The sequence below is a fragment of the Streptomyces sp. Je 1-369 genome, assembly GCF_026810505.1.
GTDB lineage: Bacteria > Actinomycetota > Actinomycetes > Streptomycetales > Streptomycetaceae > Streptomyces.
Genome location: NZ_CP101750.1, coordinates 518627 through 543914 on the forward strand (window position 1 = coordinate 518627; position 25288 = coordinate 543914).

A 25288-nucleotide genomic window follows, 5' to 3' on the forward strand; every position below is an offset into this window, starting at 1 on the left:
CACTTGGGCCACACCGAACTCACGTGCCCCGCTTACTCCTTCGATGACGGGAATCGATGGCCGGGAGTTGCCTGCCGGTGCGGGTGGGGAACCCCCCGCCGGTCGCCGCACGGCTGCCTGCCAGGATGCGGTCATGCACATCTATGAAGAGCGGCTGAGCGTTCCCCGCTCCTGGTGGGGACTGGTCGCGCTCGGCGGAGTGGGGCTGGCCGTCGCGGCGATCCCCTTCGGTGCGCTCGCCGCGGTGATCGCGTCCGCGCTCGGCATGGCCGTGTCCGCCACGCTCGTGCACCTGCACGGCAGGGTGCGCATCCTCGTGACGCCGGGGACCCTGGTCGTCGGCAAGCGGGTCATCCCCATCGAGGCGCTGGGCGCGACGGAGATCCTCGACGAGCGGGAGGCCTTCGAGTGGCGCACGGCCAGGGCGAACCCGTACGCGCTGCTGCTCCTGCGCTCCTACGTCCCCACCGCGCTCCGCATCGAGCTGCCCAACGCCTGGGGTGGCGCGCCGTATGTCTATGTGTCGACGCGGCAGCCGATGAACCTGGCGGCCGTGCTGGCGTTCTCCCGGGGGTGACCGCACGCTGGCGCGGTGACGGATCAAGAACACGACTTCCCCGCGACCGCGTTCCCCTCGCCCCTGCCCTGGTACGCGCGGCCCGCCGCACGCGCGTGGAGCTGCGCCGCTCCCCCGCCGGACGCCCGCGCGTTCCACACGACACTGCCGGGGTACGCACCCACCGCCCTGCATGAACTACCGCCCCTAGCTGCCGAGTTGGCGGTCGCCAGGGTCTTCGTGAAGGACGAGTCCGCACGGTTCGGCCTGCCCGCCTTCAAGGCGCTCGGCGCGTCCTGGGCGATCGACCGGATCCTCGCCCGCGCCGCGTACCGCACACCCGGGGCCACCGACACGCGGACGCTCCGCTTCGTCACCGCGACCGACGGCAATCACGGCCGGGCCGTGGCCCGGATGGCCCGGCAACTGGGCAGGCGCGCCCATGTCTTCGTACCCGTAGGGGTGCATCCGGCCGCGGTGGCCGCCATCGAGGGCGAGGGCGCCGAGGTCACGGCGGTGGCCGGGTCGTACGACGCGGCGGTGCACGACGCACGGGCAGCGGCGGCGGCGCCGGACGCGGTGCTCGTCCAGGACATGGCGTGGGACGGGTACGAGGAGATTCCGGCGCTGGTCGTCGAGGGGTACGCGACCCTGTTCGCCGAGATCGACGCGCAACTGGACGCCGTGGGCGCGGAGCCGCCCGCGCTGGTCGCCGTGCCCGTGGGCGTGGGGTCTCTGGCGCAGGCGGCTGTCACGCATTACCGCAGTGGGTCGAGCGCGGGTCGGCGCGGCGGTCGCGGTACGGGGACCGCGCTGCTGTCGGTGGAGCCCGTGGGTGCCGCCTGCGTACTGGCGAGCCTCCGCGCCGGCCGGCTCACGCACGTGCCGACCGGCGCCACGGTCATGGCCGGGCTGAACTGCGGGACACCCTCCACCCTCGCCTGGCCTGTGCTCCGCGACGGCCTCGACGCGGCGGTGGCGGTCACCGATGCCGACAGCACGTCCGCCGTGCGCGAGTTGGCGGAGCTGGGCGTCTCCTCCGGACCGTGCGGCGCCGCCCCCCTCGCCGGAGCGCGCGCCGCCCTCACCGGCAGCGGCAGCGCCGAGCGCCGGGCCGCCCTGGGGGTCGGGCCCGACGCGACCGTCGTCCTGATCAGCACCGAGGGAGCAGCCGCCAATCCAGGGCTATAGAGCCCGAATTGCCAATGATTCGTATGGCTGACGGGCAAAACAGCGATGATTTCCGGACGATGCGAGTAGTCGAAGCAAGAACCAATTTTACGTTTCCGCAGGTCAGAAGTTGGTTCTTGGTTATACCAATGCCGATCGTCCACATGCTGGACAGGTGACACGGAACCGCTCCCACCACCTCTGAGCTGCCCGAACGAGCGTACGGTCACCGCTCACCGGAGCGCCACATCCGGAAATCGACCATCCGGATGGCGCTCACTCTCCGCACCGGCAAGACTCCTCACCGCAGTCACCAACCGCATCGATCGAAGGAGAGTTCACCATGCGTCGCACCCTCAAGGCCGTAGGAGCAGCCGCGGCGGCGGCCACCTGCGTCCTCGCCGCGACGGCAGGCACCGCGCAGGCCGAGGCCCCGAAGACGGAGAGCCTCTACGCACCGTCCGCCCTCGTGCTGACGGTCGGCCAGGGCGAGAACGCCGAGTCCGCGGCCGTGGAGCGCGCCGTGACGCTCACCTGTGCGCCCCGTCCCGGGGGCACCCACCCGTCGGCGGCCGCGGCGTGCGCCGAACTCGCCAAGGTCAACGGTCAGTTCACCCAGCTGATCGGTGCCTCGTCCGACGCCATCTGTACCAAGGAGTGGCGTCCGGTCACCGTGACCGTGGCCGGCGTCTGGAACGGCAAGCACGTCAACTGGACCACCACCTTCGCCAACCAGTGCACGATGAAGGCGGGTCTCGGAGAGGGTGCCGCACTGACCTTCTGACGGGATCACGGACCCTGACCACACTCAGGGGAAGTCCCGGTGACCTTTCGTGGGGGAAGGCGGCCGGGACGCGGGGCGGCCCCCGGTGTCGGGTGACACCGGGGGCCGTAGTGTTTCCAGCGGTACCGGCCCCGGCGACGTCGCGAGGAGTCCATGGTGAACCAACCGCACCGAGCGCAAGCGATGCCCGTCCCGTACGAGGGACTTCCCGGCGGCATCGGGGTCTCGCAGCTCAGCGTGTACAACTGGACCGCCACCGACGGCAGGCGCGGCGGAACTCCCCATCTGCACCTGACCTGTTCGGAGGGGTACGCGGTCACCGGCGGCAGCGGCGCCGTGCAGACCCTGACCGCGGACGGTTTCCGCGAGACCCCCCTGTCCCCCGGCGCCCTGGTGTGGTTCACCCCCGGCACCATCCACCGCCTGGTCAACGACGGCGGACTCACCATCAACGTCCTGATGCAGAACTGCGGGCTGCCCGAGGCCGGGGACGCCGTCCTGACGCTGCCTCCGGCGCTGCTCGCCGACCCCGCGACCTACCGCGCCGCCGTCGCCCTGCCCGCCGAAGGAAGCGAGGCCGAGCTGGCGGCCGCGGCCCGGCACCGCCGTGACCTGGCCGTCGAGGGGTTCACCGCGCTCCGCGAGGCGACGCAGGCGGGGGACCCGGAGCGGCTGGCCGCGTTCCACCGTGCCGCCGTCGCCCTGGCCCGGCCGCTGGCCGCGGCGTGGCGGGAGCGGTGGCGCGCGGGTGCGGCCGCCGCGGCGGAGGCGACCGGCGCCCAGCTCGACCGGCTGGAGCGCGGCGACGCCGCCTACCTGGCGCGGGCGACGGTTCGGGCCGAACAGCCCGCCGTCCGCGGCCGGTTCGGCATGTGCGGACGGCTGGACGTCTACGACGTGGCGTGAGCGGGCACCGGCCGCACGTTCTTCCCGCGTTCGGCGAGTCTGTGGAGGACGCGGGTGCGGAGCCGTTCGTACTCCTCGCGGCAGCGGCGGATCTCAGGCGGCCGGGCGATGACGGCGCCCGCCGTCACGACCTCCTCCGGTGCGAACTGCTCGCGGGTGAGGTCGATCTCCACTCCCGCACCCAGACGGTTCCACCAGTGGTAGTCCGTGCGGACGCCGTCGACGTGCACCTCGCCGCGCATGAGCTCACCGCCCAGCAGGTCGTGCAGAACCAGTGCGGTCACCCCGCACTGGCCTCGCGCCGGATTGTCCGGCGGCCAGCTGTTCGTCGAGTCCGGCGGATAGGTGTCCGCTCCCCAACTGTCCCGCAGCGCCGTCTCGATGTCGGTGAGTCGCAGTGGTGTCATGCCGGACACCTTCGCACCCACCACTGACAATCACGCGTCGTCCCTGGTCACGGCCGCCCGCACCACCCCACGTACGACCGCCTCCTCGATGGCCTCCTCGTCGAGCCCGCGGGCCGCGAGCACCTGCCGCGTGTCCGCCCCCGCGCCCCGCACCTCGGCCCGCACCTCGGCGGGCGTGCGGGACAGGGAGACGGGCGAGGCGAGCCCGCGGTAGTCGCCGTCCTCGACGACGAGGCCGCGGTGGCGCACCTGGGGTGCGGTGAGTGCCTCGGCGACGTCGTGCACGGGCGAGGCCGGGATGCCGCGTGCCGTTAGGTGCGCGGTGAGCTCGGCGCGGGGGCGGGCCGCGATGGGCGGCGCCAACTCGGCGCGCAGCTCGCGCTGGTGGCGTACGCGGTCCGGGTTGGTGCGGAAGCGCGGGTCCCGGGCCAGCTCGGGCACGTCCAGTACGTCCGTGAGCGCGGCGAACTGCCGGTCGTTGCCGACCGCGACGAAGAGCGGTCCGTCGGCGGCGGCGAAGGCGTCGTAGGGAGCGATGCTGGGGTGTGCGGAGCCGGTGCGGCGCGGCACGGTTCCGTCGGCGAGCCACGACGCGGAGTGCGGGTGGAGGAGGCTGATCACGGTGTCCAGGAGGGTGCAGTCGACGAGTTGGCCGAGTCCGGAGCGGTGGCGTTCGTGCAGGGCCAGCAGGATGCCGGAGAAGGCGAGGATGCCGGTGACCTGGTCGACGACGGGCACGCCGACGCGCAACGGCGGTCCCTCCGCCTCGCCGTTGACGCTCATCAGGCCGCCGTAGGCCTGGAGGACGGCGTCGTATCCGGGCTGCCCGCCGAGGGGTCCGTCGGTTCCGAAGCCGGTGACGCGGCAGTGGACGAGGGCGGGGTACCGGCGGCGCAACTCGTCGTCCGGATAGCCCCACTTGGCGAGGGTGCCCGCCTTGAAGTTCTCCACGAGCACATCGGTGCCGAGCAGGAGGGCGTCGAGGATGTCGCGTCCCTCGGGCACGGACAGGTCGACGACGATGTTCTTCTTGCCGCGGTTGAGGTTCCGGTAATAGGCGGAGGTGTCCGGCGCGACGAACGGCGGACCCCAGCCGCGGGTCTCATCCCCGGCGGGGGGTTCCACCTTGATGACGTCGGCTCCGTGGTCGGCGAGCAGTTGGGCGCAGTAGGGTCCCGCGAGGACGCGGGACAGGTCGAGCACCTTGACCCCGGCGAGGGCGCCGCCGTGGGTGTCGGGGCTGGTGGATGGAGGTGTCATCAGGTGCTCCCCTTCGCATGCCACCGATGTGATCCGGGACGGCGGGATCCGCTGGGAGGCGGGACTCGGGGACTGAGCCCCGCCCCCCGCCCCCCGTCACGACACTCTCGCCGGGCTCAGCAGGGCAGGTCGCCCGCGATGGCGACGCGCTCCGCGACCCGTCGGTGCGGGGCGTAGTCGTCGACGGCGTAGTGCTGCGTGGCGCGGTTGTCCCAGAAGGCGACGTCGCCCGCCTGCCAGTGGAACCGCACCTGGTACTCCGGCACGTGGGCCTGGCGCACGAGGTAGCCGAGGAGGCGGTCGCTCTCCTCGCGTTCCATGCCGACGATGTGCGTGGTGAAGGACGTGTTCACGAAGAGCATGCGCCGCCCGGTCTCCGGGTGCGTGCGCACCACGGGGTGGGTGACGGGCGGGAAGCGGTCCTGGAGCGGGGCGAGCCGGTCGGGGCCGTAGAAGCGGGCGAATCCGGGGATGAAGTCGTGCACGGCACGGGCGCCGTCGATGCGCGCCTTGACGGTGTCGGGAAGGTTGTCGTAGGCCGCCGCCATGTCCGCCCACATCGTGTCGCCGCCGAACGGCGGTACCTCGTGCAGCTGCAACACCGCGCCCAGCGCGGGGCGTTCGCGGAAGGTGACGTCCGCGTGCCAGACGTTCTCGTACGTGGGAGTGGCGCTGCCGCCCTTGTCGAAGCGGACGACGTCGTCGGCGGAGCCGCGCGCCAACAGCGGGTTGGTCTCCAGCTCGCCCCAGTTGAGGGCGAAGGCGCGCTGCTGCTCGGAGGTGATGCGGGCGCCGCGGAAGAACAGCACCTTCCATTCGAGCAGGGCGCGGTTCAGCTCCTCGCGCAGGGCGGGCGTCAGCGGGCGGGCGAGGTCGACGCCGCGGATCTCGGCGCCGATGACGCGGCCCTGGGGCACGACGTCGAAGAGCTCGTACGGCCGCTCCTGCCAGTCGTCGGGCAGGCGGCGCAGGGTGCGGCGGCCCTCGTACATGCCGTCGGCGGGAACGCGCGCCTCGCGCAGGGCTTCGGTGGCGTGGGAATGGGGTGCGACAGTCATCGGGTCTGATCCTTCGGATGCGGGAGCGGACGGGCGGGGGCGGTGCGGAGCACGGCTCCGTACAGCTAGCGGCCCGATCGCTCGCACCCGCGCCGCCACGGGACGTCGAACGTCCGGGTGGCGGCGGTCAGGTGCTGGATCATGATCGTCATTGTGGGGCGTCCACCCCTCCGGGTCAACCGTCCGCTACGGCTTGCGCAGCACTCCGCCGTATTCGTAGATCCCCTTGTTGGCGTCGGTCACGCCGAGGTAGGGCTCGAGGTCGGGGTCGACCGGCTCCAGGGCGGGCTGGTCGGGGTCGGGGCGCCAGTCGACGAGGTTGACGACGCCGGGCTCCACGGGCTCGAGACCTTCGAGGAGGACGTCGACCTCGGCGGGCGTGCGGGTCTGCCACGGCACGCCGCCGCCTGCGATGTGCTCGGTCATCGCCGCGCCGCGGACCGGGTCCTCGCAGATGACCTGCGAGAAGCCGACGAAGCTGCCGGGCGCCGCGCGGTCGATGATCGTGCGCAGGACGCGGCGCGGGTCGTCGGCGTCGACGAGGTGGTGCCCGACGGACAGGAAGAGCGTGGCGACCGGCTCGTCGAAGTCGATGAGGCGCGTCACGTCGGGGTTCTTCAGGATGGCGTCCTGGTCCCGCATGTCCCCCATGATGACGGTCGTGGAGGAGTCGTCGGCGAGCAGCGCGCGGCCGTGCGCGAGGACGATCGGGTCGATGTCCACGTAGACGACGCGGGCGTCGGGCGCGAAGCGCTGGGCGACCTGGTGGACGTTGTTGTCGGTGGGGAGTCCGCAGCCCATGTCGATGAACTGGCGGATGCCGTGCTCGCGCGTCAGATGGCGTACCGCGCGGTAGAGGAACTGGCGGTTCTGCCGGCAGATGTCGACGACCTCGGGGAACGAGGGCACGGTGGAGAGGATGAACTTCCGGTCGATCTCGTAGTTGTCCTTGCCGCCCAGCATCCAGCCGTAGCCGCGCGCCGAGGTCGGGACGTCGTAGGGGATGGACGGGTTGGACGGCCCGGACACCGTCTCGGACTGGTTGTCACTCGCCACAGCGCGCTCTCCACCTCTCCCGCAGGATTCACGGAACGTGTTCCTTGTCGCGACACTATCCGGTGATCCACGTTCGGGTGAATGAACTACGAAAACTCAACGTCCTTGCGGGAGACATGGGTTGGCGGGGGTTCCTGGCCCCGCCCCCGGGTCGTCCCGGAGTGAGACCTGTGGTGTGCCTCACCCGCCGACCGTCCGGGCCCGCGCATGACGGATGATCGGGGCAGAGAGCCATCCGCACCACCGGATTCCGTACCACCCAGAGAGGACCTCCCCATGGAAGACCGCTTCGACGTCGTCGTACTCGGAGCAGGACCCGGCGGCTACGTGGCCGCCATCCGCGCCGCCCAGCTGGGCAAGCGGGTAGCGGTCGTCGAGGAGAAGTACTGGGGCGGTGTCTGCCTCAACGTCGGCTGTATCCCGACGAAGGCCCTGCTGCGCAACGCCGAGCTGGCCCACCTCTTCACGCACGAGCAGAAGACGTACGGCATCAAGGTCGACGGGCAGGTCTCCTTCGACTACGGCGAGGCGTTCAGCCGCAGCCGCACGGTCGCGGACGGCCGGGTCAAGGGCGTCCACTTCCTGATGAAGAAGAACGGCATCACGGAGTTCGACGGCCGGGGCACGTTCGTGGACGCGAACACGCTGCAGGTCGCGAAGTCCGACGGCACGACCGCCACGATCGGCTTCGAGAACTGCATCATCGCCACCGGCGCCACGCCCCGCCTGCTGCCCGGCACGAGCCGCAGCGAGCGCGTGGTGACGTACGAGGAGCAGATCCTCGCCGACTCGCTGCCGCGGTCCATCGTGATCGCGGGTGCCGGTGCCATCGGCATCGAGTTCGCGTACGTCCTGCACAACTACGGCGTGAAGGTCACGATCGTCGAGTTCCTCGACCGTGTCGCGCCGTTGGAGGACGCGGACGTCTCCAAGGAGCTGGCGAAGCAGTACCGCAAGCTCGGCATCGACGTGATGACCTCGACGCGCGTCGAGTCGATCGACGAGTCCGGGGAGCAGGTCCGGGTCACCGTCACGGGCAAGGACGGCAAGGAACAGGTCCTGGAGGCGGACAAGGTCCTCCAGGCGATCGGTTTCGCGCCGAACGTGTCCGGCTTCGGCCTGGAGGCGACGGGCGTGGCGCTCACCGAGCGCGGCGCGATCGAGGTCGACGGCCGCTGCCGTACGAACGTCCCGCACATCTACGCCATCGGCGACGTCACCGCGAAGCTGATGCTCGCGCACACCGCCGAGGCCATGGGTGTGGTGGCCGCGGAGACCCTCGCGGACGCCGAGACGATGGAACTCGACTACCCGATGATTCCGCGCGCCACGTACTCGCAGCCGCAGATCGCCAGCTTCGGCTGGACGGAGGCACAGGCCAAGGAGAAGGGCTTCGACGTCAAGGTCGCGAAGTTCCCGTTCCAGGCGAACGGCAAGGCGCACGGTCTGGGCGACACCGTCGGCTTCGTGAAGATCATCAGCGACGACAAGTACGGCGAGATCATCGGCGCCCACCTGATCGGCCCCGACGTCACCGAGCTGCTGCCCGAGCTCACCCTGGCCCAGCAGTGGGACCTCACCGTCCACGAGGTGGCGCGCAACGTCCACGCGCACCCGACCCTGGGTGAGGCCGTCAAGGAAGCGGTGCACGGCCTGGCCGGGCACATGATCAACTTCTGACGGGCGGCTGACGACCAGGGCGCCCCGCCACGCCGCGCGTGACCGGATTCGGGTCACCCGAGTGGCGGGGCCGCCCGCCCCGGCCGATCCTTGGCGGAACACGACTGTTTGCCTCGGGGGCGAGGAGAGGCAGTAGCCGATGTTCTCTGGCCTGGGCCGATTCGTGGTGCGCCGCGCCTGGTGGATCATCCTGGCGTGGGTGATCGCGGCAGGCGCCGTGATCTCACTGGCGCCGAAGCTCACCTCCAGCAGCGACGAGGCGAGTTTCCTGCCGGACCACTACGAGTCCATTCGCGCCGCCGACGTCCAGGAGAGGGACTTCCCCAAGCAGCAGAACGTCGGCGCGATCATCGTCTTCCAGCGCTCCGACGGCGGGAAGCTGACAGCCGCCGACTCCGCCGACGTGGCGCGCGTCTCCAAGGATCTGCAGAACCGGAAGATCCCCGAGGTGCAGGCCGTCGTGCCTGGTGAGGTCTCGCCCAACAAGCAGGTGCAGACCTCCGTCGTCGCCATGCCGAAGATCACCGACCCCGAGGACACCGCGCAACAGGACGCCGTCAAGGAGCTGCGGGACGGCCTCAAGCCGGAGTTGAAGGGCACGGACCTTTCCGCGGGGATCACCGGCTCCGCGGCGCAGGCACTCGACGAGAGCGACGCGTCGAAGAAGGCGGGGCTGCTCGTCGGCGTCGGCACGATCGTGATCATTGTCGTCCTGCTGCTCGTGATCTTCCGCAGTCCCATCATCGCGCTGCTGCCCGTCGTCCTCATCGGCCTCATCTCGCCGATGGCGACCGGTCTGATCGCCTCCGCCAACAAGGCCTTCGACATGAAGGCGGACTCCTCCATCCAGGAGCTGCTGACCGTCGTCCTGTTCGGCGTCGGCACGGACTACATCCTGTTCCTGCTCTTCCGCTACCGGGAGGCACTGCGCGCGGGCGAGGATCCCAAGAGCGGCATGGTGCACGCCGTGGAGCGGGTCGGCGAGGCGATCACGTCGGCGGCCGGCGCGGTCATCGTCGCCTTCGCCGCGCTGACGCTGTCCTCGCTCGGCATGCTGCGGTCGATGGGCCCCGCGCTGGCCATCGCGGTGTTCGTGACGCTCCTCGCCGGACTCACCCTCGTCCCCGCGGTGGTGTCGCTCCTCGGTACGAAGGTGTTCTGGCCGTCGAAGTCCTGGCAGCGGGAGCCGCAGGGCACGGGGTTCGCCAAGCTCGGCGCGTCCATCGCCCGCAAACCCGCGGTCTGGGCGCTGGTGTCCGCGCTGTTCATGGGCGCCCTCGCGCTCGGCGCACTCGGCTACAAGGCCAACTTCGACCTGGCCGGGTCCTCGCTGCCCAAGGACAAGGAGTCGATGGTCGCCCTGGACGACCTCCAGAAGGGGTTCCCCGCGGGCAGCACCGACCCGACGTCGGTGTATCTCACCTCCACGAACGGCAAGCCGGTCGCGGAACCGCGGGCCGCCGCCTTCCGCAAGCAGCTCGCCGACGTCCGCGGGGTGGGCGAGGTGGCGGCGCCGCGGCTGAGTCCGGACCGTACGACCGCCTCGTACTCCGTGATCCTCTCGGACCCGCCCGCCTCCGACAGCGCCCTGGAGACGGTGAAGGACCGGCTGCGCCCCGCCGCCCACGAGGACGCGCCGTCCGGCACGCGGGCGCTCGTCGGCGGCACCACGGCCGTGTACGTCGACATCAACAAGGCGGTCGACCGCGACTATTCGGTGGTCTTCCCGGTGGCGGCGCTCGCCATCATGGTGATCCTCGGGCTGCTGCTGCGCAGCCTGGTCGCGCCCTGGTACCTGATGCTGTCCGTCGCGCTCGGCTTCGGCGCGACGCTCGGTGCGACATCCCTGATCTTCCAGCAGATCGGCAGCCAGCCGGGCCTGATGTTCATGCTGCCCGTGATCATGTACTTGTTCGTGGTCGCGCTCGGCACGGACTACAACATCCTCATGGTGTCGCGGCTGCGCGAGGAGGCACGGGAGGGGCGTTCGCCGCACGACGCGGCGGGCACGGCTGTGCGCCACTCGGGGCCGACGATCGGTTCGGCCGGTGTGATCCTCGCGGGTACGTTCGCGACGCTGATGCTCGCGGGCAACTCGACGCTCTCCCAGATGGGTTTCTCGCTCTCCTTCGGCATCCTCGTCGCCGCGTTCGTCATGGCGATGATCTTCACCCCGGCGCTGACGGCGCTCATAGGGCACGCGGCGTGGTGGCCGGGGCACGGGGACGAGAAGCGGAACGGGCGGGGCGGGGCGGGTCCGTCGGACCAGAAGGCCAGGGGCGGCGGCACGACGCGTTCCCCGTAGGCCCGCGGGGCCTCGGCGTCAGGCGGTCTCCGTCGCCGACTCGGGCGTCCCCGCCGCCGCGGCCGTACGGGACGACGCCTCCGGCGACTCCGCCCGCACGATCCCCGTCAGCGTCCCGCTCAGCGCCACGCACACCACGCCCGCGCCCACCGCCAGGCACACCCTGGCCACCCCGAACCCGGCCGCGGCCGCGGTGACGGCGGCCGCTCCCAGCGGGCCGAGCGAGTAGTGCGTGGTCCAGAACGCCGCGGTGACCCGCCCGAGCAGGTGACCCGGCGTCACCTCCTGCCGCAGCGACATGGAGCAGATCCCGGCGACTCCGGTGGCCAGCAGCATGGTCGCCGAGAGCGCGCCGATCACCGGCACGCTCCCGGTCAGCCCGAGGCAGGCGACGGCGACACCGCCGAGCGTGACCGCGCCGACCCAACTCGGCCCGAAGCCGAGGCCCTTGCGCAGCCGGGTGACCAGGAAGGAGGCGAGGAACGTACCGACCGTGCCCGCGCTCAGGACGTAGCCCACCGTGCCGTCGCCGTGGCCGAGGTCCTCCTTGATGCGGAAGATGATGACGTCGGTCATGCCGTGCGTGAGGAAGATGAACAGGGACAGCAGCACGGTGAGTGGGCGCAGGACGGGGTGGGCCCACAGGAAGCGGAAGCCCGCGAGGAACTCACCGCGTACACCTGCGCGTTCAGCGCCCTCCTGCTGAGCCCCCGCGTCCGCGGTGGGCCGCGGAGTCGGACGCAGCTTGACGGCGAGGAGTCCGGCGGCCGACACGGCGAACGTCGCGGCGTCGATCCCGATGGCGGCCACGGGCCCGAACGCCGCCGCGACCAGGCCCGCGAGGGTGGGCCCGCCGACCGTCGCCACCGCGTAGGAGCCGTACAGGTGGGCGTTGGCCTTGATGATCTGGCCGGGCTCGACGATGGCGGGCACCACCGTCACGTACGTCACCTGGAAGAGCATCGCGAAGCCGCCGGTGAGCGGAACGACCGTGTAGATCAGCCACAGCGGGGTCGCGAAGACCCAGACCAGCGGGATCAGCGCGTACAGCAGACAGCGCGCCACGTCGGAGAGCATCAGCAGCCGGCGCCGGTCGAACCGGTCGGCGATCACACCGGCGAAGAGTCCGGTGACGATCGACGCGACGCCCGTCAGACCGGTGACGAGGCCCATCTGGACGACCGAGCCGGTGCTGTGCAGCACGAGCAGCGGGATGGCCACGAACGAGAACGAGTCGCCGAGGGCGGAGAGGGTCTGGACGAGGAGGAAGACCCGGTAGTTGCGGTTGCTCCAGAGCGGGACCCCGATGTCGACGGTCACTGTCTCCCCCATTCCCGGTCCAGGGGGTGAACGTTAGCGCGAGTTGCCTTTTCGTGAAAAGTGTGAGCACAGCAACCACCCCCTCGAAGCGCCGATTGCTCACAGCTGAAGCGAAAATGCAAGTGGAATCCATAAAGCCGTCAAAAGTCGGTAGCCTAGGAAAGCGGGCGAAAAGTCAAGTTGCCGAACAGGTCTGCCGGTATTTGTTTTTCACGGCCCCGACCAGCGGTTTTGAGGTGTTAGGGTTTTTACTCATCCCGATCCGGGCCGCATTCGCACCGGCGCACCGCTCGGATTGCACTGCGACACACGGCCTCTTCACGGCGGCCGCCGTCGCCCCTCACGCCGGAATGGAAGAAGGCCTTCCAGGTCTGATTCCCGTACCGGCGGAATGTGTCCACGCCTCGTCCTGGAGCTCTTTCATGTCTGCTGACAGCACGGCTGTCACCACACCATCGCCCGCGGCAACCGCCGCCGCGCCGCCCGGCGGCCGGCACCTCGGCCTGGCCCTGTTCGTCATCGCCGCGGCCCAGCTCATGGTGGTGCTCGACGGCACCATCACCAACATCGCACTGCCCAGCATCCAGACCGCGCTCGATGTGTCCGACGCGAATCTGGCCTGGATCGTCAACTCCTACGCGCTGGCCTTCGGCGGGCTGCTGCTGCTCGGCGGCCGCGCAGGGGATCTCTTCGGGCGCAGGCTGATGTTCCAGGTGGGCATCGCCGTGTTCACTCTGGCCTCCCTGCTCGGCGGGCTCGCCCCGAACGAGGGCCTGCTCATCGGCGCGCGCATCCTGCAAGGCGTCGGCGCCGCCGTCGCCGCGCCCAGTGCGCTCTCCCTGATCGCCACGACGTTCCCCGAGGGCAAGCCGCGCAACAAGGCGATGGGCGTCTACGCCGCCATGGCGGGCATCGGCGCCACCGTCGGGCTGCTGCTCGGCGGCGTCCTGACCGACGCCCTGGACTGGCGGTGGGTGTTCTTCGTGAACATCCCCATCGGCCTGGCCGTCCTCGCCGGGACGAAGACGCTCGTCGAGGCGGAGCGCCACCCGGGCCGGCTCGACCTGCCGGGCACCGTCACCGGCACGGGCGGACTGATCGCCCTGGTCTACGGCATCACCCGCGGCGGCGAGCACGGCTGGACCGACAGCCTCACCCTGTCCTGCTTCGCCGTCGCCGCCGTGCTGCTCGCCGCCTTCCTCGTCATCCAGGGCCGCACCGCGAACCCGATGATGCCGCTGCGGCTCTTCAAGGACCGCAACCGCTCCGGGTCCTTCGCCACGATGCTGTTCATCGGCGCCGGCATGATCGCCACCTTCTACTTCCTGACCCTCTACATGCAGCTGATCCTCGGCTACAGCGCGGTCAAGACGGGCTTCGCCAACCTGCCGTTCAGCCTCGGCATGGGCGTCGCCGCCGCGCTCAGCGCCAAGCTGGTGACGCGTCTGGCGCCGCGCGCCATCGCCGGGCCCGGTCTGCTCGTGGCGGCGGGCGGCATGTTCTGGTTCGCCACGCTGACCCCTGACTCCTCGTACACCGGGCACCTGATGCCCGCGATGTTCGTCACCGCCCTCGGGCTCGGCATGGGCTTCGTCCCGATGACGCTGGGCGCGGTCAGCGGTGTCGAGCATCAGGACACGGGCATCGCCTCGGCACTCCTGAACACCGCCCAGCAGATCGGCGGCGCCCTCGGCCTCGCCGTCCTCGCGACCGTCTCCACGTCGGCGGCCGACGACCGACTGCCCGACGCGGCCGCCTCGCTCTACCGCGGCCTGGCCACGAAGGACCACGGCCTGGTGGCCAGGGCGGCGGACGCCCTGACCCACGGCTACACGCTGGCGTTCGTCGGCGCGGGAATCATGTTCCTCGCCGGTCTCGCCGTCACCGCGCTGGCCATCAACGCCCGCAAGCAGGAGACAGCCGAGGGCGCGGCACCGATCCACATGGGGTGAACCCCCGGCAATAGCAACCGAGTTCGGTTCTACGGCGTCCAGTCCCCGAGCCAGTCGGCGGTCTCCTGGCTCGCGGCCTGGGCGTCCGTCAGATGCGGGCGGTCACCACTGGGGCCGCCCGCACCAGGGCCGCTGTTCCGGTACTCGGCGAAGCGGTCGTCCTTCCAGGAGAAGCCGCCCATGTCCGACCACGGGCCCGGCTTGACCGCGGCACTGAGGACGGTGTCGCGTACCGTCGTCTGCGGGTCCAGGGTCGCGTCGCCGCCCGCGTGCCAGGGGCGGCCGAGGTGGAAGCTCCGCGCGGACACGTCGCCGTTGACCGTGGAGCGGATGATGAGGAAGCCCTTGCGGCCCGCGGCCGTGCTGGGGGCGGTGACGTAACCGGCCGATGTGCCGTTCCAGCGCTTCTTCAGGGTGAGGACCGACTTGTCGATCACCGCGGTGGCACGGCCGAAGACGAAGTCGGTGTTGCCGACGACGTAGGAGTTGGTCATGTGGACGCGGCCCGGTTTGTCCTTGCCCGCCGTGTCGAGGAGCAGGGTGTCCTGATCGCCGCTGACGATGAGCGAGTCGAGGCGGACCCGGTCGGCCGCCGTGCGCAGCGCCACCGCCTGATGCCCGTCCAGGTTCTGGTTCCTGGCCTCGTCGAAGTCGTTGGAGACGGTGAGGTTGCGGGCCGTGAAGTCGTCGGCCTCGACGGCGAAGGTGGCGCTGCCGCCCGTGCCGTACCTCCCCGAGCCGTCCGGCTTTGGCGTGCCCGCGGCGTTGCCGAAGACGATGACGGTGTTCTTGCGGCTGGTGCCCGTGCCCTCGACCGTGATGTGCGGCTTGTCGGCCGGGACCTCGACCGTCTCGCGGTAGGTGCCGGGCGCGACGCGGATCACGACGCGCGAGGTGTTGCCCGCGGGCACGGCGTCGACGGCCTTCTGCACGCTCGCGTAGCGGCCGCTGCCGTCCTTGGCGACGGTGAGGGTGCGGTCGGCGGCGCGGGCACCGGCCGTCGTGCCGAGCGAACTCCGCGGTCCCGAACCGGACTTGAGGAGCGCCGGGACGTCGGCGGCGTTGTCGAGGGTGTACTCGTAGTACGCCTTCGGGTCGAAGGCCGTGCCGCCGCTCTCGTTGCGGCCCCTCGTTCCGGAGAACACGTTGCCGCGCTGGACGAGGGCCGCGGTGCCGTCCTTGATGACGGGGTTGTTGATGCCCTTGAAGTAACTGTTCTCCAGGACCATCTTCGTCCTGCCGCGCGCGTAGTTGCCGTAGGACGAGGTGATCCGGGTGCCCGCGTCGTCCTGGAGGTAGTTGTTGTAGAGGTGGGCGCGGGCGACGTTGTCCGTGGAAGGGTTGCGCTGCTCGGTCTCGCGGAACCAGTTGTGGTGGATCGTGAGGTCGGCGGTGGCGTTCTCGGTCCAGCCGATCCCGAACGTCTTGTTGTTGTCGCTCAGCCTGTTCCAGGACACCGTCACGTGGGTGGTGTCCTTGCGGCTGTCGATGAGGCCGTCGGCCATGTGCCGCAGGTCGTTGTGGTCGATCCACACGTGGTGCGCGCCGTCCATCTGGATGGCATCCCAGTCGTGCTCCTTGTCGTTCCAGGTGCCGTGGTACGCGTCCCGGATCGTCAGGTTCCGGATGATCACGTTGTGCACGCCCCGGCCGAGGAAGAAGCCGCCGCCGACGATCTGTCCCGCCGTCCCCGCGCCCACGATCGTCTTGTCCGACGCGACCTTGATCTCCTTGCCCTTGGGGTCCATCGTGATCGCCGCGGCCACGACGATCACGTACGGCTCCGGGGCGGTCGCGTACTTCTCCAGGTCGGCGAGCGTCCGCACGGTGACGGTCTTCCCGTCCCGTCCGCCGTACGTTCCCTTCTGCCCCTGCGCGTCGACGGACGCGAAGCCGTCGGCGGTGTCGTCGGCCCACGCCGGCGCGGCGGCGGGTGCCGCGGCCGCGCGGGGCTCGGCGTCCTCACCGAACGCCCCGAAGGCGGTGCCGTAGGCCATGGCTCCCGCGGCGGCGACGGCCAGCGGGGCGCCGATCACCAGAGCCGTCCTTCTTCTGCGGTGCCGCGCCTTGCCGTGGAGCTTTCTCATGCGTCGCTTCCCGTCTGTACCAACGTGGGGGGGTGAATGCCGTGTCCGGTGGACCGGGCCGCTGATCAGTCGCCGCCGAGGACAGGGAAGGTTGCCGCCGATAAAATTCTTTCCGCGAGGTGTCGAGAACGTGCCGCCCGCGCCGACGTCCCCTGTGAGAGTCGCCCGCGAGGGGTGACCGCGCAGCCGAGGAGCGAAGTCATGAAGTATCTGGTGATGGTCCAGGGTTCGCAGGCCGACTACGAAGCGATGTCCGGCAAGCCGTCCGCGGACAGCCCGGCCTGGAGCGAGAAGGAACTGCAGGCGATGTTCGCGTTCATGAGCGAGCTCAACAACGACCTCGCCGAGTCCGGTGAGCTCGTCGACGGGCAGGGACTCACCGAGCCCGCACAGACCCGGTTCGTCAGCCGGGACAAGGACGGCCGCCCGGTCATCACGGACGGGCCCTACGGCGAGACGAAGGAGGTGCTCGCCGGGTACTGGGTCCTCGACTGCGAGAGCCTGGAACGGGTCACCGAGATCGCCCTGCGCATCAGCGAGTGTCCGGCCCCGGAGGGCGTCGTGGACCCGCCCGTCGTGATCCGTCCCATCCAGGACGCCTCGGGGGGCGAGTGCTGAGACGCACGGGGCACACGGTGAGACGTACGAGCGCGTCGTGAGACCCGCGACCGGGACCGAGGACCTGCTGCGCCTGCACGCGCCGCAGGTCCTCGGCGCGCTCGTCCGCCGGTACGGACACTTCGGCGCCGCCGAGGACGCCGTGCAGGAAGCGCTTCTCGCGGCCGCGCGGCAGTGGCCCGACCAGGGCGTGCCGGAGAATCCGCGCGGCTGGCTGATCAAGGTCGCCTCGCGCCGCCTCATGGACCAGCTGCGTGCCGACGAGGCGCGGCGGCGGCGCGAGGAGGACGCGGCACGGCTGGCTCCCCGGGACGCGTTCACCGCTCCCCCGCCGGGCGAGAGCCGCGCCCCCGCCGACGACGACACGCTCACGCTGCTGTTCCTGTGCTGCCACCCCGAGCTCACCGCGGCTGCGCAGGTCGCCCTGACGCTGCGTGCCGTCGGCGGTCTGACCACGGCCGAGATCGCCCGCGCGCACCTGGTGCCCGAGGCGACGATGGCGCAACGCATCAGCCGCGCGAAGGCGAAGATCAAGGGGGTGCCCTTCCGGCAGCCCGGCCCCGCGGACCGCGACGCGCGCCTCGCCGTCGTCCTCCAGGTGCTCTACCTGATCTTCAACGAGGGCTATACGGCCACCTCCGGCGACGCCCTGCACCGCGCGGATCTGGCCCGCGAGGCGATCCGTCTCACGCGTGCGGTACGTCGCCTCCTGCCCCGGGAGGGATCGGTGACGGGCCTCCTCGCCCTGATGCTGCTCACCGAGGCCCGCAGCGCCGCGCGGACCGGCCCGCACGGCGAGCTGATCCCCCTCGACGAGCAGGACCGCACCCTCTGGGACCGGCAGGCGATCGCCGAAGGCACGGCACTCGTCGAGGAGGCTCTCACTCAAGGCCCGCCCGGCGCCTACCCGTTGCAGGCCGCCGTCGCGGCGCTGCACGACGAGGCGCCCGACGCGGACACCACCGACTGGCCACAGATCCTCGCGCTGTACGACGTTCTCGTACGCCGCTCCCCCGAGCCCATGGCCGAGCTGGGACGGGCCGTCGCCTACGCGATGGTCCACGGTCCGCGAGCGGGCCTCGTGGAACTGGAGTCCCTGGAGGGCGGGTTGAGAGGCCACTACCGCCTCGAAGCCGTCCGCGCCCATCTACTGGAGAGGGCGGGAGACCTCGAACGCGCCCGCGCCGCCTACCAGTCGGCGGCCAAGGGAACACTCAGCCGCCCCGAGGCCCACTACCTTCGGACGCGCGCCGCCAGACTCGCACCCTGAACCGGCACCCGTCCGGACGACGCGCAGTGCCCGGCGACGGTGTCGGCGAAGGCACGGGCCAGCGGGCTCAGCGCGTCCCACCGGCGCACCGCCCACCCCACCGGCAGCGGCGGCAGTTCCGGCACCGGCACGAGACGCAGCCCCGCGGGCCCGCACTCGCGCCAGCCCGGCAGCAGCGGCACGACGGCCCGGCCCAGCCCGAGCTCCGCGAGGAGGACGGCGGTGTCCCAGTCGGCGACGCTGGTGACGGTCCGCAGCACCACATCCAGCTCACCGAGCCGTGCGTCGAGCCGACCTCGCGACGTCGACCCCTCCGGCGGCGTGATGAGCTGCCCCGCGGCCAGTTCGCCGGGCTCGACGCGCGGCCGCCCGGCGAACGGGTCGTCGGCGCGGACGGCGAGGACCCAGGGCAGTTCCACGACGGGCCGCTGCTCGATGCCGCGCACGGGCTCGCCGACGGTGATCCAGGCGAGGTCGAGGTCGTCGGCGGCGAGGGCGTCGAAACAGCCGCGGCTCGAGCTCATGGTCTGGAATTCCAGGCCGACGCGCGGGTAGCGGTCCCGGAAGTCGACGACGGCCTCGGCCATGAAGTGCCGTACGGAGGTGGCCCCGGTGGTGATCCGCACCGTGCCGCCCTCGCCGCGGACCTGCTCCTTGAGGCGGCGTACGGCGAGATCGATGCCGCCGATCCCGTCCGACGCCGCGGCTTGCAGGGTCCGGCCCGCCGAGGTGGGCAGGACACCCCGCGCCTGCCGCTCCAGAAGACTCACGCCGAGCTCCCGCTCCAGGCGCTTGACGTGCTGACTCACGGCGGACTGCGTACAGGACAGCTCACGGGCGACGGCACTGAGGCTGCCCGCGCGGCACACGGCGATGAAGATGCGAAGGTCGTCGAGGGTCACAGCGGATGAAGTTATCCCTTGGGGGGATGCAAGGAAACCCGAGGATTGACTTGGGTTTTCACCGTGCACCAAGATCGACGAAGGCCCGGGCGGCGACCCGGCGACGGGCGTCGACCCGGGGGCCACGGTGACGATCCAGCACGTCAGCAACATCGGAAAAATCGGCAGCACCAACAGCACCGGAAACATCGGGAACATCGGGAAAGGTGAAGCGTGGAAGCGCTCGAAATGGTGGCCGTAGGCGCCGCCGGTGTCGCGGCCGGCGGGCTCAACGCGGTGGTCGGGTCCGGCACCCTCATCACCTTCCCCACACTGCTGGCCTTCGGCTTCCCACCGGTGCTCGCCAACGTGTCGAACAACCTGGGCCTCGTGCCGGGCACCCTGAGCGCCGCGTACGGCTACCGACGCGAGATGAAGGGCCAGTTCAAGCGGCTGGTGCGGTTCGGCACGGCCTCGCTCATCGGCGGTCTGATCGGCGCGCTGCTGCTCCTGAAGCTCCCCGACGACGCCTTCCAGGCGGTGGTCCCCGCGCTCATCCTGAGCGCCTGCCTCCTGGTGCTGCTGCAGCCGTGGCTCACCCGCAGGCTCCGGAACCGCGAGGGCGGCGGCAAGGTGGACGGCGGCATCCCGATGTGGTGCGGCGTCCTGGCCACCGGCGTCTACGGCGGCTACTTCGGCGCGGCACAGGGGGTCCTGCTCATGGCCCTGTTCGGCACGTTCCTCCTGGACGACCTGCAACGGCTGAACGCCGCGAAGAACGTGCTCGCGTCGATCGTCAACGGCGTCGCCGCCGTCGTCTTCATCGTGGTCGCGGACATCGACTGGACGGCGGCCGGGCTGATCGCCGCCGGTTCGACGGTGGGCGGCCTGGTGGGCGCGCGCTACGGCCGCAGGCTGCCGCCGCTTGCGATGCGTACGTTCATCGTGGTCGTCGGGACCACGGCTTCGATCATCATGCTGGTCCAGTGAAGGCATGAGGACGTGAGGACGTGAGGACGGGGGATCGCGAGGACGGGGTGCCACAGCTCACACGATCAGGCCCCCCACCTCGGAACACCACCCCATGGTTTATCGTTGAACATGATGTGGCCCCGACCGCGATTCCCCCGTCCGGTCGGGGTCACATCCATGTCGCGCCACCTTCATGTCGGCGCCATGTGGGCGCCTTCCCCGGTTTTCACGCCTTCGAGGGCGAATATGACAAGCACAGCGCGTCACACACGCCCGGGCGGCATCATGCGTCCATGGACGGTGCCAAGCCTGTGCAGGTCTTGTTCACGCCCGACGAGTACGCCGCGATCCTGCGCCACGCGGACCGTCTCGGGGTGCCGGTGGCCGAGTTCATCCGCCGCGCGGTGACCGTCCGGGCCGAGGAGCCGCCCGGCCCGTGCCAGACGTCCGACACCCGGCGCGGGGCCTCCGTGCCGCCCGTCCAGCGGGGCATCGGCCCGGACGGGGCACCGGCGCTCCGGCGATTCCTCGACACGCTCGCCGCCTCGGCGGACCCCGAGGACCAGCAGGGACGGTGACCGGGAGAGACAGCGCGCGGGTCAGGCGAGAACGATCTCCGGGCGGTAGAGGTCCAGCCAGAGCGCCAGGTCGAGCGTCCGCTCGAGGCCGCGTCGCGATGCCTGGGTGATCTGGGGCGCCTCCCGTTCCGCCGCCTTCGCGGCCTGCTCCCTGTCCACCAGGTCGAAGACCGGATGTCCGGGCCGCGCGAGCAGATCCTTGACGTGTCCCTGGAGCGCGACGGCGTACTCGGGGTCCTGCGTGGAGGGGTACGGGCTCTTCACCCGGTCGTAGACCGACCGCGGCAGCACGTCGGCGGTCGCCTCGCGCAGCAGGCTCTTCTCCCTCCCGTCGAAGGACTTCAGCGCCCACGGCGCGTTGTAGACGTACTCCACGAGCCGGTGGTCGCAGAACGGCACGCGCACCTCCAGGCCGACGGCCATGCTGGCGCGGTCCTTACGGTCGAGGAGGACGCGGACGAACCGGGTCAGGTGCAGGTACGAGATCTTCCGCATCCGGAACTCGAAGTCGCTCTCGCCGTCCAGGCGGCGGATGCCGGTGACGGCTCCCGCGTAGCTCTCCTTGATGAAGGCGGGCAGGTCGAGCGCGGCCGTCAGGTCGGGGCGCAGGATGCCGGCGTCGTCCCCGAAGTGGTCGGCGAACCGCACCAGCCAGGGGAAGGTGTCGGCCGTGCGCGCCGTCTCGTCGAAGAACTGCAGATAGCCACCGAAGACCTCATCCGCGGACTCTCCGGAGAGCGCCACCGTGGAGTGTTCGCGGATGGCGCGGAAGAGGAGGTAGAGGGAGGCGTCCATGTCGCCGAAGCCCATGGGTATGTCCCGCGCACGGATCATCTTGGCGCGTACGTCCGGGTCGGCGAGGGAGTGGGAGTCCAGGACGATGTCACGGTGGTCGGTGCCCGCCGACTTCGCGACGTCGTGGACGTAGGGGGTGTCGGGGGTGCCGCGCAGCTCGTCGGCGACGAAGTTGTCGGCCTGGCCGACGAAGTCGACGGCGAAACTCCGGACCGTCTCGCCCGTCTCCGCGAGTTGACGGGCGGCGATCGCCGTCATCGCCGAGGAGTCGAGGCCGCCGGAGAGCAGCGTGCAGCGCGGCACGTCCGAGACGAGCTGACGGCGCACGATGTCGTCGAGGAGCGCACGGACCCCGGCGACGGTGGTGTCGCGGTCGTCGGTGTGCGGCCGGGTCTCCAGGGACCAGTACACGTGCCGGCGCAGACCGGAGCGGTCCACCGTGACGACGGTGCCGGGCTCGACCTCGCTCATGCCGTCCCACACGGCGTGACCGGGCGTCTTGACGAGGGCGAACACTTCCCTGAGCCCGTCCAGGGCGACGCGGCGGCGTGCGAGCGGGTTGGCGAGGATCGCCTTGGGCTCGGAGCCGAACAGGACGCCGTCGGACGTCTCGTAGTAGTAGAAGGGCTTGATGCCCATGCGGTCGCGGATCATGACGAGCTTGTCGTGGCGGGCGTCCCAGATCGCGAAGGCGTACATGCCGTTCAGCCGCTCGGCGAGGGCCTCGCCCCATTCGAGATAGCCGCGCAGGACGACCTCGGTGTCGGACTCGGTGGTGAAACGGTGGCCGCGGCCCGCCAGTTCGCGGCGGAGCTCGGCGAAGTTGTACGTCTCGCCCGAGTAGACCAGGGCGACGGTGCCCCGCGGTGTCCCGACGGTCATGGGCTGGCGTCCGCCGGGCAGGTCGATGATCGCGAGCCGTCGGTGTCCGAGCGCGGCGGGCCCGCGGGACCAGGTGCCGCGGTCGTCGGGGCCGCGGCAGGACATCGTCTCCGTCATGGCGTCCAAGGTGGTGGACTCGGCCGTCAGATCACGGTCGAAGGAGACCCAGCCGGTGATGCCGCACATGCGCTTTCCTTCCGCTCGCCGAACTAGGTGTAACTAGCACCTATGTGTGCAGCGTGCTCCTGCCCTTGCTCACGGTCAACGCCCCTGCGGGCGGCGCGCCACGCCGACCCCGACGGTTTCGGCCGCTCTTTACCGATGGCGGAGGATGACTCGTGTCAGCACGGGGGCACCCATCCCGCCGGACACTTGGCGCTTCCCGCGACCGGGAGTGCGGCCGGAAGGGAGTGTTCCGGCCACGGGCAAAGACTTGTCAACGATGCGCGGACGCCCGCCCCGCGGCCGCATCCAGCAGCACCTCCGCGTCACCGCGGGCCTGGTCGATCGCGTCCGGGAACACGTGCAGGCCGTGGGCGACGAGGGCACCTTCGTGCAGCAGCATGAGCGTCCGCCCGAGCCGCGCGGCGTCGGCCCCGGACGGCGCGACACCCTCGGCGAAGCCGGTGAACAGTGCGAGCATCCAGGCCTTCTGACCGGCGATGATCGGGTACGCGGGATGCGCGGGGTCACTGATCTCGGCGTGCGCGTTGACCATGCTGCACCCCTTGACCAGACGCCCCTCGGGCCCCTCGGCCCAGCCGCGCAGGGCGTCGAAGACCGCGAGGACCTGGGCGCGGGGCGTGGATGCGGCCTCGACGTACGGGGCGAGGAAGGCCCGCCAGCGTTCGTCGCGGTCGGCCAGGTACTCCACGACGATCTGCTCCTTGGAGCCGAACCGGTCGTAGAGCGTCTTCTTCGTGACCCCGGCCTCGACGGCGATCAGGTCCACTCCGACGGCATGGATGCCGCGCTCGTAGAAGAGGCGCCCGGCGGCATCGAGGGCGCGGCGGGCGGCCGGCGTCATGACGATGCGGTGCGGACTCGCGCCGCCGCCTTCCTCCCCGCACGTCGTCTCATCACCCATGACGCCCATGGTATACCGACCGGTATACATCGCACCTATACCGATCTGTATACTCGGCAGCCAAGCCAGGTAGACAGATCGGTTTACTCATCCACGACGGGTCTCCGCACGACCTCGGAGACCCGAGACGGGAGATCCCCATGAACGTCCTGCTGTCGACCGCGTTCGTGCTGACCTGGAGTTCCGGGTTCATCGGCGCCAAACTGGGCGCGGGCAGCGCGTCCGCCGTGACCGTGCTGATGTGGCGCTTCCTGCCGCTGGCCGTGGTCCTGGGACTCGTTGTGCTGGTGCTGCACCGCGCGGCGTGGCGCGGTCTGACGGCGCGCGACGTCGGACGGCAGACGGCCGTCGGCGCACTGTCGCAGAGCGGCTATCTGCTCACCGTGTACCTGGCGATCCAACTGGGCGTCTCCAGCGGCACCACGGCCCTGATCGACGGCACCCAGCCACTGGTCGCGGGCGCCCTCGCAGGGCCTCTGCTCGGTCAGTACGTCTCGCGCACGCAGTGGGCCGGCCTCGGCCTCGGCGTGGCCGGAGTCGTCATCGTCACCGCCGCCGACTTCGCGCAGGGCGGCGCCACCCCTGCCTGGGCCTATGCCGTGCCGTTCCTCGGCATGCTCTCGTTGGTGGCGGCGACGTTCCTCGACCGGCGAGCGCCCCGCCCGGTCGCCCCTTCGGTGGCGATGACCGTCCACTGCGTCACCAGCGCCGTCGTCTTCACGGGGCTCGCGCTCGTGTCGGGGGCCGCGACACCGCCGCCCGAGGCGTCGTTCTGGGGCGCGATCGCATGGCTGGTCGCGCTCTCCACGTTCGGCGGGTACGGCCTGTACTGGCTGATTCTGCGGCGCTCCGGGGTCACGCAGGTCAACACGCTGATGTTCCTCATGGCGCCCGTGACCGCGCTGTGGGGCGCGCTGATGTTCGGCGAGCCCTTCGGGCCGCAGACCGTGGTGGGACTGTCGGTCGGGCTCGCGGCGGTGATGGTCGTACGGCGGGGAGGACGGGGAGCGGACCGGTCCCCCGCTGCGGCCACCACCCGGGAGACGCGGGTCAGCGGGGAGTCAACAAGGCCTGCACAGCGGGTGCGTACCGGTCGGTGATCTCGGCGATCTCGGTGGCGCGCAGGTGCGGGCCGCGGGCGATGCCGTACATCACGCCGAGGCCGAGCAGCATGCCCACGGCGAGCTCGGCCCGCAGTCCCACGTCCGGCCCCGACAGCCGCTCGCTCAGCCGCTGGGCCACCTGTACGCGGAAGTTGGCGCGCAGGATGTCGCCCTGTTCGCCGTGGAGCGGGGCGAAGACGATGCGCAGGATCGGATCGGCGCCCCGCTCCGCCTGGCCGGTGAGCAGGTGCCGGACCATGTGGCGGCCGAGGTCGTCGACGGGTGCGTCGAGGAACACGGCGGCGTCGGCCTCGAACGACATCACTTGGGAGAACAGGGCGTCCTTGTTGCCGAAGTACTTCAGGATCAACGGGGCGCTGACTCCGGCCCGGTCGGCCACGGCCTTGAGGGTGATGTCCCCGTGCGCGTGCCGGGCCAGCAGATGGCGGGCGGCGCGGATGATGGCCCCTTTGCTCGCCTCGGCGCCCCTGCGTCCGGTGGGCGGGGCGTGGCGGGACCCGTCCGCGCGCCCGTCCGCCTCCGTGCGTACCTCCGCCATGG

At 70.8% G+C, this 25288-nt stretch carries 22 protein-coding genes; 12 read left to right on the forward strand and 10 right to left on the reverse strand.

The window, feature by feature from the left end; translation table 11 throughout:
* Positions 1 to 133: 133 nt before the first annotated feature.
* The 4 genes from NOO62_RS02360 (at position 134) to NOO62_RS02375 (ending at position 3416) form a co-directional block, all read left to right on the forward strand.
* Positions 134 to 577 carry a DUF3093 domain-containing protein gene (locus tag NOO62_RS02360; RefSeq protein WP_268769204.1) on the forward strand — a complete coding sequence of 148 codons (444 nt, stop codon included), beginning with the start codon at positions 134 to 136 and terminating at the stop codon, positions 575 to 577.
* A gap of 15 nt (positions 578 to 592) precedes the next feature.
* Entirely contained in the window at positions 593 to 1747 is a 1155-nt protein-coding gene (locus tag NOO62_RS02365; protein WP_268769205.1) for a diaminopropionate ammonia-lyase, read from the forward strand.
* Positions 1748 to 2069: 322 nt separating this feature from the next.
* The gene (locus tag NOO62_RS02370; protein ID WP_268769206.1) at positions 2070 to 2510 is read left to right on the forward strand and encodes an SSI family serine proteinase inhibitor; all 441 of its coding nucleotides are present in this window, start codon (positions 2070 to 2072) and stop codon (positions 2508 to 2510) included.
* A gap of 153 nt (positions 2511 to 2663) precedes the next feature.
* Positions 2664 to 3416, forward strand: a complete 753-nt coding sequence (locus NOO62_RS02375) for a cupin domain-containing protein (protein ID WP_268769207.1) — start codon at positions 2664 to 2666, stop codon at positions 3414 to 3416.
* Here the strand turns inward: NOO62_RS02375 and NOO62_RS02380 are convergent.
* The 4 genes from NOO62_RS02380 to NOO62_RS02395 all read right to left on the reverse strand — a co-directional run bounded on the left by NOO62_RS02380 (position 3401) and on the right by NOO62_RS02395 (position 7197).
* Positions 3401 to 3823 carry a hypothetical protein gene (locus NOO62_RS02380; protein ID WP_268769208.1) on the reverse strand — a complete coding sequence of 141 codons (423 nt, stop codon included), beginning with the start codon at positions 3821 to 3823 and terminating at the stop codon, positions 3401 to 3403. The two genes, NOO62_RS02375 and NOO62_RS02380, sit on opposite strands and share 16 nt — an antisense overlap.
* Before the next feature lie 30 nt (positions 3824 to 3853).
* Positions 3854 to 5083, reverse strand: coding sequence for a CaiB/BaiF CoA transferase family protein (locus NOO62_RS02385; RefSeq protein ID WP_268769209.1), 1230 nt, complete (start codon positions 5081 to 5083; stop codon positions 3854 to 3856).
* Positions 5084 to 5199: 116 nt separating this feature from the next.
* On the reverse strand, positions 5200 to 6075 hold the full coding sequence (locus NOO62_RS02390) for a TauD/TfdA dioxygenase family protein (protein ID WP_268775445.1): 876 nt from the start codon (positions 6073 to 6075) through the stop codon (positions 5200 to 5202).
* A 252-nt stretch (positions 6076 to 6327) separates the two neighbouring features.
* Positions 6328 to 7197 carry an SAM-dependent methyltransferase gene (locus tag NOO62_RS02395; RefSeq protein WP_268769210.1) on the reverse strand — a complete coding sequence of 290 codons (870 nt, stop codon included), beginning with the start codon at positions 7195 to 7197 and terminating at the stop codon, positions 6328 to 6330.
* A 276-nt stretch (positions 7198 to 7473) separates the two neighbouring features.
* On the opposite strand from NOO62_RS02395, the gene lpdA reads away from it, so the two are divergent.
* Both lpdA and NOO62_RS02405 read left to right on the forward strand, forming a co-directional pair.
* Positions 7474 to 8877, forward strand: coding sequence for a dihydrolipoyl dehydrogenase (gene lpdA, locus NOO62_RS02400; protein WP_268769211.1), 1404 nt, complete (start codon positions 7474 to 7476; stop codon positions 8875 to 8877).
* A gap of 139 nt (positions 8878 to 9016) precedes the next feature.
* Positions 9017 to 11182: an MMPL family transporter gene (locus tag NOO62_RS02405; RefSeq protein WP_268769212.1), complete on the forward strand. Its 2166-nt coding sequence runs from the start codon at positions 9017 to 9019 to the stop codon at positions 11180 to 11182.
* An 18-nt stretch (positions 11183 to 11200) separates the two neighbouring features.
* On the opposite strand, the gene NOO62_RS02410 is transcribed toward NOO62_RS02405, so the two are convergent.
* A complete protein-coding gene (locus NOO62_RS02410) occupies positions 11201 to 12514 on the reverse strand; it encodes an MFS transporter (RefSeq protein WP_268769213.1) in 1314 nt (437 codons plus the stop codon).
* Between the two features lie 410 nt (positions 12515 to 12924).
* On the opposite strand from NOO62_RS02410, the gene NOO62_RS02415 reads away from it, so the two are divergent.
* Entirely contained in the window at positions 12925 to 14454 is a 1530-nt protein-coding gene (locus NOO62_RS02415) for an MFS transporter (protein WP_268769214.1), read from the forward strand.
* A 29-nt stretch (positions 14455 to 14483) separates the two neighbouring features.
* Here the strand turns inward: NOO62_RS02415 and NOO62_RS02420 are convergent, their stop codons facing one another.
* Positions 14484 to 16541 carry a pectinesterase family protein gene (locus tag NOO62_RS02420; protein WP_268769215.1) on the reverse strand — a complete coding sequence of 686 codons (2058 nt, stop codon included), beginning with the start codon at positions 16539 to 16541 and terminating at the stop codon, positions 14484 to 14486.
* Positions 16542 to 16742: 201 nt separating this feature from the next.
* Between NOO62_RS02420 and NOO62_RS02425 the strand changes: the two genes are divergently transcribed.
* On the forward strand, positions 16743 to 17159 hold the full coding sequence (locus NOO62_RS02425; protein ID WP_268769216.1) for a YciI family protein: 417 nt from the start codon (positions 16743 to 16745) through the stop codon (positions 17157 to 17159).
* Positions 17160 to 17196: 37 nt separating this feature from the next.
* A complete protein-coding gene (locus NOO62_RS02430; RefSeq protein WP_268769217.1) occupies positions 17197 to 18429 on the forward strand; it encodes an RNA polymerase sigma factor in 1233 nt (410 codons plus the stop codon).
* Here the strand turns inward: NOO62_RS02430 and NOO62_RS02435 are convergent.
* Positions 18393 to 19331 (reverse strand): LysR family transcriptional regulator, encoded by a 939-nt coding sequence (locus NOO62_RS02435; RefSeq protein WP_268769218.1) that lies wholly within the window; start codon positions 19329 to 19331, stop codon positions 18393 to 18395. The two genes, NOO62_RS02430 and NOO62_RS02435, sit on opposite strands and share 37 nt — an antisense overlap.
* 213 nt (positions 19332 to 19544) lie before the next feature.
* On the opposite strand from NOO62_RS02435, the gene NOO62_RS02440 reads away from it, so the two are divergent.
* Positions 19545 to 20300 carry a sulfite exporter TauE/SafE family protein gene (locus tag NOO62_RS02440; protein ID WP_268769219.1) on the forward strand — a complete coding sequence of 252 codons (756 nt, stop codon included), beginning with the start codon at positions 19545 to 19547 and terminating at the stop codon, positions 20298 to 20300.
* A 275-nt stretch (positions 20301 to 20575) separates the two neighbouring features.
* A complete protein-coding gene (locus tag NOO62_RS02445) occupies positions 20576 to 20860 on the forward strand; it encodes a plasmid mobilization protein (protein ID WP_268769220.1) in 285 nt (94 codons plus the stop codon).
* A 21-nt stretch (positions 20861 to 20881) separates the two neighbouring features.
* Here the strand turns inward: NOO62_RS02445 and asnB are convergent, their stop codons facing one another.
* Both asnB and NOO62_RS02455 read right to left on the reverse strand, forming a co-directional pair.
* Complete coding sequence (gene asnB, locus NOO62_RS02450) at positions 20882 to 22723, reverse strand: asparagine synthase (glutamine-hydrolyzing) (protein ID WP_268769221.1); 1842 nt, start codon at positions 22721 to 22723, stop codon at positions 20882 to 20884.
* Between the two features lie 250 nt (positions 22724 to 22973).
* A complete protein-coding gene (locus tag NOO62_RS02455; protein WP_268769222.1) occupies positions 22974 to 23624 on the reverse strand; it encodes a TetR/AcrR family transcriptional regulator in 651 nt (216 codons plus the stop codon).
* A gap of 140 nt (positions 23625 to 23764) precedes the next feature.
* On the opposite strand from NOO62_RS02455, the gene NOO62_RS02460 reads away from it, so the two are divergent.
* On the forward strand, positions 23765 to 24724 hold the full coding sequence (locus NOO62_RS02460; RefSeq protein WP_268769223.1) for a DMT family transporter: 960 nt from the start codon (positions 23765 to 23767) through the stop codon (positions 24722 to 24724).
* Here the strand turns inward: NOO62_RS02460 and NOO62_RS02465 are convergent.
* Positions 24675 to 25286, reverse strand: coding sequence for a TetR family transcriptional regulator (locus NOO62_RS02465; protein ID WP_268769224.1), 612 nt, complete (start codon positions 25284 to 25286; stop codon positions 24675 to 24677). The genes NOO62_RS02460 and NOO62_RS02465 overlap by 50 nt on opposite strands.
* Positions 25287 to 25288: the final 2 nt, after the last annotated feature.